Origin of the sequence: Selenomonas sp. (assembly GCF_052169755.1) — a bacterium.
Taxonomy (GTDB): domain Bacteria; phylum Bacillota; class Negativicutes; order Selenomonadales; family Selenomonadaceae; genus Selenomonas.
In genome coordinates, this window is the sequence record NZ_JBQNBV010000093.1 from 1 (window position 1) to 8,431 (window position 8,431).

Below are 8,431 nucleotides of genomic sequence, written 5' to 3' on the forward strand. Positions count from 1 at the left end.
ATCATCCCGTCAGTAAGGTGAAACTTTTATTTAAATATAGAAGCAAACGAAGACTACGCTCTGGCGGCTTAACGCCAGCCTCTGTTCGCTTGGCTCCCGCCTGAGCGGATAAGAGGACGACTGCGGGATACTCAAGAGCTGATTTTCGCAGGCTCGAAGGGGAACTTTTTGCGAAATCGGATGACGGAAGCCTGTCTGTGGGCGGTCGGATTCTTAAATTAAAGCACAGACTGCGCTCGGAGAAGCCGATGAAACAATGCTTTCGGACAGGAGTTCGATTCTCCTCGTCTCCACCAGACAAAAAGCGGCAGTGCCGCTCAGATAATAAAGGGGCTGTGACAAAATGCGAAAGTATTTTGTCACAGCCCCTTTGCGTGCAGAAGATCATTCCTCAATGATGCTGTCCAAGGCAAGCTCAATCATGTCGTTGAAGGAGCGTTCGCGCTCTTCGGGCGTCGCACGCGCTTCGTCGCAGGTGATGTGGTCGCTGACCGTGAAGACGCCGAGCGCCTGCACGCCGAACTTGGCTGCGATCAGGTAGAGCGCCGCCGTCTCCATTTCGGCGGCGAGCACGCCATAGTCGAGGAGCTTGGCGAAGTCGATTTCGTCGTCGTAGAAGCGATCCTGCGACAATACGTTGCCGACACGCACGGGCAGATTTTTTTCACGCGCATGACGCACGGCGCTTTCTAAGAGCGAGAAGTCGGCGAGCGGTGCAAAGTGGACAGATGCGCCGAAGATGTTTTTTGGCATGGAAGAATCTGTCGTCGTTCCCTGCGCGATGACGACATCGCGGATATGGAGATCCTTGGCGAGTGCGCCACAGCTGCCGACGCGGATGAGCTTCTTCACGCCGTAGATACTGATTAGCTCGTGCACATAGATGGTGATGGACGGCATACCCATGCCCGTGCCCTGCACGGAAACGGGCGTGCCCTTGTAGCTTCCCGTATAGCCGAGCACGTTGCGCACATGTGAATATTCCTTAGCGTCTGTGAGAAAGTTCTCAGCGATGTACTTCGCACGCAGGGGATCGCCGGGCAGAAGGATGCGCTCGGCAATGTCGCCGATCTCGGCGGCGTTGTGTGGTGTTGGCATGATGGATTCCTCCTTGGAATGGTGTTTATAGGAATATTATAAGGGATGTGCAGGAATTTGCAAGGGAGACAGCGAGGGGAAAATGCGCTATAATAGTATAGGTATAAATATATCATATAGGAACGATATATATGAAACGCAGTCTGTAAAGCGGATGTTTGTGCGTATAAATTTATCCAAATGGAGGCAGAAATATGAAGATTTCGACGAGAGGACGGTATGCGCTGCGGCTCATGATGGACATTGCCATAAACGGGCAGGAGGAGCCGGTGCGCATCAAGGATATTGCGCGAAGGCAGGAGATCTCGGAAAAGTATTTGGAGCAGATCGTCTCCGTGCTGAACAAGGCGGGCTTCGTCAAGAGCAGCCGCGGACCGCAGGGCGGCTATCGCCTGATGCGTGCGCCGGCAGAATATACGGCGGGCAGCATCCTGTGTCTGATCGAGGGAAGTCTTGCTCCCGTCGCCTGCATGGATATGGATGAGAACGACTGTCCACGGCACGAGCGATGTGCTACACTCTTTCTGTGGCAAAGGCTGCACGAGGCGATGAAGGACATCATTGAAAATGTCTCGCTTGCCGATCTCGTTGCGTGGCAGCAGGAGCTTGATGCAAAGCTGCTTTAGGATTTTCTGCGCTTGGCATAAGAAGAAAGTTCATGACAAAAACGCTTGAATGGTGTAAACTTATGAGAGCATTATGAAATTGTAGGCATGTAGGTGATGGGATGTTCATCCATTCGATGTTTCTTTTAATAAAAAAAGATCTTGCCTTGCTGGAGAGGGAACTTTTGCAGGCTGTCGTTTCGCCCGTGGATCGCATCACGGAGATCGGCACGCATCTCGTGGAATCCGGCGGCAAGAGGCTGCGCCCTGCGCTCTTCTTGCTTGCGGCACGCTCTAGCAAGGATTTCGACGCGAAAAAAATGATGCCGCTCGCCGTTGCGCTTGAGCTGATCCACATGGCGTCGCTCGTCCATGACGACGTGCTCGACCATGCCGATACACGGCGCGGCGCGGTGACGGCGAATGCCATGTGGGGCAATCAGCAGGCGATTCTCTCGGGCGACTACTTCTTCGCACGCGCGTTTTTGCTCATCGTCGAGAACGGCTTCGGCGAGCGCGTTTCGGGGCGCGTTGCGCAGCTCATCATGGATCTCAGTTCGGGCGAGATTATCCAGAACAAGGAGCTTTATCGCGCCTCGCGTGATGTCGAGGAGTATTATGAGCGCATCGCAAAGAAGACGGCGAATTTCCTCGCCACTTGCTGTGAGCTGGGCGCCATCGCGACGAATCTTGGCGCGGAGGCAGAACGGGGGCTTCATGCTTACGGCAAGTACGTCGGCATGGCGTTCCAGATCACGGACGACCTTCTCGACTTGACCTCGGATAAGAAGAAGATCGGCAAGCCGGCGGGCAACGACATCCATGAGGGCATCGTGACGCTGCCCGTGATTCGTGCACTTGAGGTCAGCTCCGAGCGAGAGGAACTTCTTTCCATCGTGACGAATCCTTCGATGACGCGCGAGGATGTCGAGCGTGCGCTCGCCATCGTGCGTGCATCCGACGGCGTTGCGTATGCGCGTGCCAAGGTGCGCGAGTTCCTCGCCGAGGCGAAGGAATCTCTGCCCGCTGCTTTGCCCAACGAGGTGCGCGATACCTTCTGCAAGGCGGCGGACTACATCGCGAAGCGCGAATCGTAAGTTTTGCTTGAAGTATGCAAGGTTTGCTTTGCGCAGTTCTTTAAGGGGGAAAAGCTATGTTCAATTTGGGCTTTCCTGAGCTCATCCTCATCCTCGTCATCGCGCTCGTGGTATTCGGCCCGGGCAAATTGCCCGAGATCGGACGCGCCGTCGGCAAGGGTCTCAGCGAGTTCAAAAAGGCGACGAACAATCTGATGTCCGACGTGAATAAGCCGATCGAGAGCGCCGCACCGCAGCCGAGTGTGCAGCAGCCGCCGATGCAGACGATTGCCGAACCGCCGGCGGGGCAGCAGCCGCTTGCACCCGAGCCGATGAATGGAGCGCAAACGACTGCCGCAGAAGGCGATGCAGTCAAGAAGCAGGAAAGCGAGGGGAGATAGGAAATGTTGAGCCTTTATGAGCTTGGAGCCATCCTCCTCGTTGCACTCATCATCTTCGGCCCGCGCAAACTGCCTGAGATCGGCAAGGCGCTCGGCAGGAGCGTGAAGGAGTTCAAGGAAGGCAAGGACGAGGTCGAAAAGAGTACCGTTGACGTCATGCCCGAGCCACCGACGCCTGCTAAAAAAGACGAGAAGAGCGAAAAATGACATACGAAAAACATGAGCAGCCGCAAGGCTTGAACGATGGACAGGCGGGGGCAGGGCACGAGCCGCAGATGCAGCAGCCGCCCGAGTCGCCGATCCGGCAGATGCACGAGCCGTCGATGCAGCAGCCGTCTGAACCGCGAGAACAAGCGCAGCCGCAGGCGCCGGAGGAGCGCAAGGACGGCAGCATGTCTATCATCGCGCATCTCGAAGAGCTGCGGAAGCGGCTGATCTATTCGATTGCCGCCGTCGCCGTCGGCAGCGGCGTCGCTTACTTCTACATCGATGAGATCATGCGCTACTTGACAGCGCCTGCGGGAAAACTCTACTACATGCAGCCGGCAGAGGCGTTCTTCACCTATCTGAAGATTGCGGTCTTTGGCGGCTTTTTGCTCGCTCTGCCCGTCATTTTCTACGAGATTTGGCGTTTCATCCTGCCGGCCTTGACCGTGCGCGAGAGGAAGGCGCTGCTCCTCATCGTGCCGCTTTCCGTCGTGCTTTTCGTCGTCGGCATCGCCTTTTCCTTCACCCTTGTATTGCCTGCCGCCATCCGCTTCTTCATAGGCTTTGGCACGGACAATCTGGAGCCGCTTTTTTCCTTGGGAAAGTACCTTGACTTCGTGCTGGCGTTCATCCTGCCTTTCGGCTGCATCTTTGAACTGCCGCTCATCATCGTGGTTCTCGCGAAGCTCGGGTTCGTCGGCTCTGCTTTTCTCTGGAAGCAGCAGCGCATCGTGGTGTTTCTGTCTTTCGTCATCGGCGCTGTCATTTCCCCGACGCCCGATGTTTTTTCTCAGACGATGATCGCCGTGCCCATGATCCTCCTCTATGAGATCAGCTACGTCATCGTTCGTTTCGTTTTGCGCAAATAAGGAGGAATATTCGTGGCTTTCAAGGATTTACGCGAGTTTATTGAGGAACTGGAATCGCGCGGGCTTTTGCGCCGCATCAAGACGGAGGTTGACGCCGAGCTCGAAATCACCGAGATCACCGACCGCGTTTCCAAGATGGAGGGCGAGAAGAACGTCGCGCTGCTCTTCGAGAACGTCAAGGGCTATGACATGCCTGTGCTCATGAACGCTTTCGGCAGCATGGAGCGCATGAGCATCGCCTTAGGCGTTGAGAGTCTCGATGAAATCGCCGACGATCTGCGCGATTTCATGCGTCTGCCGAAGATCTCGCTCGCGAACAAGATGGATCTCGTCACACTCATCCCGAAGATGCGCAAGGCGGTGAACTTCCCGAAGTACGTCAAGAAAGCGCCGTGTCAGGAAGTTGTGGAGATGGACAATCCGTCGCTCGACATCCTGCCGATCTTGAAGTGCTGGCCCGAGGACGGCGGGCCCTTCATCACGCTGCCGCTCGTCTTTACGAAGAATCCCGAGACGGGCAAGCGCAACGTCGGCATGTATCGTCTGCAAAAATACGACAAGAATACGACGGGCATGCACTGGCATATTCATAAAAACGGTGCGGAGAACTTCCGTGCGGCAAAGGAGCAGGGCAAGGACCGCATCGAGGTCGCCGTCGCCATTGGCACGGATCCCGTCCTCACGTATGCCGCGACGGCGCCCCTGCCGCGCGACATTGACGAGATGGTTTTCGCGGGCTTTCTGCGTCACAAGTCGGTCGAGCTTGTCAAGTGCAAGACGGTCGACATTGAGGTGCCGGCAACGAGCGAGATCGTCTTGGAAGGCTATGTGCTGGAAAGCGAGCGCCGCCGCGAAGGGCCGTTCGGCGACCATACGGGCTATTATTCTCTGGCGGACGATTACCCCGTGTTTCACATCACCTGCATCACGCACCGCAAGAATCCGATTTATCCGGCGACGATCGTCGGCAAGCCGCCGATGGAGGACTGCTTCCTCGCGAAGGCGACGGAGCGCATCTTCCTGCCGCTCCTGCAGCAGATGGTACCCGAGATCATCGACATCAACATGCCGCTCGAAGGCGTGTTCCACGACTGCTGCGTCGTCTCCATCAAGAAGACGTATCCGATGCAGGCGCGCCGCGTCATGCACGCGATCTGGGGCATGGGGCAGATGATGTTCTGCAAGATGATTATCGTCGTCGACGCGCATGTGAACGTGCAGGATATGAAGGAAGTCTGGTGGCGCGTCTTCAATAATATCGACGCGAAGTACGATCTGGAGATGGTCGAAGGGCCTCTCGACGTGCTCGATCACTCCTCGCCGATGGCGAAGTGGGGCACGAAACTCGGCATCGATGCGACGAAGTCGTGGCCGGAAGAGGGGCATACGCGCGAATGGCCGGACGAGATCGTCATGACGGACGAGGTCAAGGCGCGTGTCGATGCGAAGTGGAGGGAACTCGGACTTGGCTAAACTCGGTGCGCACATCAACAACATCGCGCTCCATCATATCGTCTTTGCCCTGCCGTTTGCCTACATGAGCGCGTTTCTGGCGGCGGGGGGGATGCCGCCCGTGATGGATCTCGTCTGGATCACGGTCGCCATCGCAGGCGCGAGGAGCGCGGCGCTCGCCTTGGACAACCTCGCCGACTTGAAGTACGACAAGAAGCAGCCGCGGCTCGCCTCACGCGCTATGGTGCGAGGCGACTTGAAGCCGCGCGAGGCGAAGCTCTCGATCGTTTTTTATCTCATCGTCTGTATCTTGGCGGTGGCGCAGCTCAGACCGATCTGTCTTTGGCTTCTGCCCGTCGCCGTCGTGCCGTTCTTGATCTATCCGTATACGAAGCGCTTCACATTCCTGTGTCACTTGGTGCTGGGAATCGCCATCGCTATGGCGCCGGCGGGCAGCTGGGTCGCGGTGACGGGAGAGCTTCCTCTGCCCGCCGTCGTCCTCTGCGTCGCCGTGGCGCTTTGGATCGGTGCGTTCGATGCCGTCTACGGCTCGCAGGATGAAGCGTTCGACCGCTCCGAGGGACTTCACTCGCTGGCGACGCAGTTCACGGCGCACGGAGCGCTCGTCATCTGCCGCTTCGTGCACGCCGCGAGTATCGCGTGCTTCTATGGCCTCGGCATCCTCATGGAACTGCAGTGGCTCTACTTCATCGGTGTGGGCGTCGCGGCAGGAACGCTCGTCTACCAGCACCGCATCGTGAGCGCTGACGATTACAGCCGCGTCACGCAGCGCTACTTCATGCGCAACGGCATCGTTTCCATCGCCATGCTCATCTTTACCGTGGCGAGCTTGTACGTTTGATGGGAGAGTGAAATATGACAGCCCGATTGCTCGAAGGCAAGGTTTTTGCCCAAAAGATTAAGGACGAGGCGCGGGAGGAGGCGCTGGCTTTGCGCACCGTACTCGGCAGGATGCCGGGGCTTGCCGTCGTCATCGTCGGCGAAGATCCGGCGTCCGAGGTTTATGTGCGCAACAAGGAACGCGCGTGCGAGGCGCTCGGCTTTTTTTCCGCTCTGATCGCCTTGCCCGAAACGACGACGAAGGAGGATCTTCTCGCCGAGATCGACCGGCTCAATGCGAGTCGCCGCATCGACGGCATCCTCGTGCAGCTTCCTCTGCCCGCGCACCTCGCGAAGAGCGCGGCGGAGATCATCGAGCGCATCGACCCGAAAAAGGACGTCGACGGTTTCCATCCGATCAATGTCGGGCGGTTGGTCGCGGGAGAACATTCGCTCGTGCCGTGTACGCCTGCAGGCTGCATGAAGATGCTCAAGCTCGCGGGGATTCCCGTCGCGGGCAAACGCGCCTGCGTCATCGGCAGGAGCAATATCGTGGGCAAGCCGATCAGCCAGCTCTTGCTCGCAGAGAATGCGACGGTCACGGTCTGTCACTCGCGCACGGAAGATCTCGCCGCTGTCGCACGCGAGGCGGATATCCTCGTCGCTGCCGTCGGCAAGCCGCGCTTCGTGACGGCGGATATGGTGAAGCCCGGCGCGACGGTCATCGACGTCGGCATCAACCGCATCGCCGAGAAGAAACTTGTCGGCGACGTCGATTTTGACGCCGTGAAGGAAGTCGCGGGCGCGATCACGCCCGTGCCCGGCGGCGTCGGACTCCTGACCATCGCCACGCTCATGGCGAACACGGTGCAGGCGGCGAAGATGCGGCTGGAGAAGTGAGGAGGGGCAGCCATGAAATCTGATGTGGAAATCGCACAAGCGGCGAGGATGAAGCCGATCGAGGAGATCGCTTCGAAGATCGGTCTTGCGCTTGACGACTTGGAGCTTTACGGCAAATATAAGGCGAAGGTCACGCTCGACGCTTGGCAGCGCGTCAAGGACAAGCCGAACGGCAAGCTCATCCTCTGCACGGCGATCAACCCGACGCCGGCGGGCGAGGGCAAGACAACGACGAGCGTCGGGCTTGCCGATGCGCTTTCTCGCCGAGGTCATAAGGCGGCGGCGGCGCTTCGTGAACCGTCGATGGGGCCGTGCTTCGGCATGAAGGGCGGCGCGGCGGGCGGCGGCTATGCGCAGGTCGTGCCGATGGAGGACATCAACCTGCATTTCACGGGAGACTTTCACGCCATCACGACGGCGCACAACATCCTCGCCGCCATCATCGACAACCATATCCAGCAGGGCAATGCTCTCGATCTCGACGTGCGCCGCATCACATGGAAGCGCGTCCTCGATCTCAACGACCGCGCACTGCGCCACGTCGTCATCGGCATGGGCGGCAAGGCGCACGGCGTGCCGCGTGAGACGGGTTTCGACATCACGGTGGCGTCGGAGATGATGGCGATCCTCTGTCTCTCGCGCGACCTCATGGACATGAAGGAGCGCCTCGGACGCATCGTCATCGGTTACACGCGCTCGGGCAGAGCTGTGCGTGCCGACGAGCTCGGCGCGACGGGCGCACTGGCGCTGCTCTTCAAGGACGCGATCAAGCCGAATCTCGTGCAGACGCTCGAAGGCACGCCCGTCTTCATCCACGGCGGTCCTTTTGCCAACATCGCGCACGGCTGCAACAGCATCATGGCGACGAAGTTCGCGTTGAAGTTCGCCGACGTCGTCGTGACGGAGGCGGGGTTCGGCGCCGATCTCGGTGCGGAGAAGTTCCTCGACATCAAGTGCCGCTTTGCGGGAATTTCGCCCGACGC

The 8,431-nt window shown here is 58.5% G+C and carries 10 protein-coding genes and 1 other RNA gene; 10 read left to right on the plus strand and 1 reads right to left on the minus strand.

The window, feature by feature from the left end; all coding sequences use genetic code 11:
- Positions 1 to 296, plus strand: a transfer-messenger RNA (tmRNA) gene (ssrA, locus tag ACTTKG_RS07475); the annotation flags it as partial.
- Between the two features lie 88 nt (positions 297 to 384).
- On the opposite strand, the gene deoD is transcribed toward ssrA, so the two are convergent.
- Complete coding sequence (gene deoD / locus ACTTKG_RS07480; protein WP_442673597.1) at positions 385 to 1,098, minus strand: purine-nucleoside phosphorylase; 714 nt, start codon at positions 1,096 to 1,098, stop codon at positions 385 to 387.
- 194 nt (positions 1,099 to 1,292) lie between these two features.
- On the opposite strand from deoD, the gene ACTTKG_RS07485 reads away from it, so the two are divergent.
- The 9 genes from ACTTKG_RS07485 to ACTTKG_RS07525 all read left to right on the plus strand — a co-directional run.
- Positions 1,293 to 1,724, plus strand: coding sequence for an RrF2 family transcriptional regulator (locus ACTTKG_RS07485; RefSeq protein ID WP_442673598.1), 432 nt, complete (start codon positions 1,293 to 1,295; stop codon positions 1,722 to 1,724).
- Positions 1,725 to 1,825: 101 nt separating this feature from the next.
- Positions 1,826 to 2,800, plus strand: a complete 975-nt coding sequence (locus tag ACTTKG_RS07490; RefSeq protein ID WP_442673599.1) for a polyprenyl synthetase family protein — start codon at positions 1,826 to 1,828, stop codon at positions 2,798 to 2,800.
- Between the two features lie 56 nt (positions 2,801 to 2,856).
- Entirely contained in the window at positions 2,857 to 3,180 is a 324-nt protein-coding gene (locus tag ACTTKG_RS07495) for a Sec-independent protein translocase subunit TatA/TatB (protein ID WP_442673600.1), read from the plus strand.
- A 3-nt stretch (positions 3,181 to 3,183) separates the two neighbouring features.
- Complete coding sequence (locus tag ACTTKG_RS07500; protein WP_442673601.1) at positions 3,184 to 3,387, plus strand: Sec-independent protein translocase subunit TatA/TatB; 204 nt, start codon at positions 3,184 to 3,186, stop codon at positions 3,385 to 3,387.
- A complete protein-coding gene (gene tatC / locus ACTTKG_RS07505) occupies positions 3,384 to 4,256 on the plus strand; it encodes a twin-arginine translocase subunit TatC (RefSeq protein ID WP_442673602.1) in 873 nt (290 codons plus the stop codon). Before ACTTKG_RS07500 ends, tatC begins: the two co-directional genes overlap by 4 nt.
- A gap of 12 nt (positions 4,257 to 4,268) precedes the next feature.
- The gene (locus ACTTKG_RS07510; protein ID WP_442673603.1) at positions 4,269 to 5,729 is read left to right on the plus strand and encodes a menaquinone biosynthesis decarboxylase; all 1,461 of its coding nucleotides are present in this window, start codon (positions 4,269 to 4,271) and stop codon (positions 5,727 to 5,729) included.
- Positions 5,722 to 6,570 carry a 4-hydroxybenzoate octaprenyltransferase gene (locus tag ACTTKG_RS07515; RefSeq protein WP_442673604.1) on the plus strand — a complete coding sequence of 283 codons (849 nt, stop codon included), beginning with the start codon at positions 5,722 to 5,724 and terminating at the stop codon, positions 6,568 to 6,570. The genes ACTTKG_RS07510 and ACTTKG_RS07515 overlap by 8 nt, the downstream gene beginning before the upstream one ends.
- 14 nt (positions 6,571 to 6,584) lie before the next feature.
- The gene (gene folD / locus ACTTKG_RS07520) at positions 6,585 to 7,448 is read left to right on the plus strand and encodes a bifunctional methylenetetrahydrofolate dehydrogenase/methenyltetrahydrofolate cyclohydrolase FolD (protein ID WP_442673605.1); all 864 of its coding nucleotides are present in this window, start codon (positions 6,585 to 6,587) and stop codon (positions 7,446 to 7,448) included.
- A 12-nt stretch (positions 7,449 to 7,460) separates the two neighbouring features.
- A partial coding sequence (locus ACTTKG_RS07525; RefSeq protein WP_442673606.1) for a formate--tetrahydrofolate ligase occupies positions 7,461 to 8,431 on the plus strand: 971 nt, incomplete at its 3' end.

Excerpts from the sequence above, each read along its gene's own strand:
- ACTTKG_RS07485 (WP_442673598.1), top strand. The coding sequence starts at position 1,293 with ATGAAGATTTCGACGAGAGGACGGTATGCGCTGCGGCTCATGATGGAC.
- ACTTKG_RS07490 (WP_442673599.1), top strand. The coding sequence starts at position 1,826 with ATGTTCATCCATTCGATGTTTCTTTTAATAAAAAAAGATCTTGCCTTG.
- ACTTKG_RS07495 (WP_442673600.1), top strand. The coding sequence starts at position 2,857 with ATGTTCAATTTGGGCTTTCCTGAGCTCATCCTCATCCTCGTCATCGCG.
- folD (WP_442673605.1), top strand. The coding sequence starts at position 6,585 with ATGACAGCCCGATTGCTCGAAGGCAAGGTTTTTGCCCAAAAGATTAAG.
- deoD (WP_442673597.1), bottom strand. The coding sequence starts at position 1,098 with ATGCCAACACCACACAACGCCGCCGAGATCGGCGACATTGCCGAGCGC.
- ACTTKG_RS07500 (WP_442673601.1), top strand. The coding sequence starts at position 3,184 with ATGTTGAGCCTTTATGAGCTTGGAGCCATCCTCCTCGTTGCACTCATC.
- tatC (WP_442673602.1), top strand. The coding sequence starts at position 3,384 with ATGACATACGAAAAACATGAGCAGCCGCAAGGCTTGAACGATGGACAG.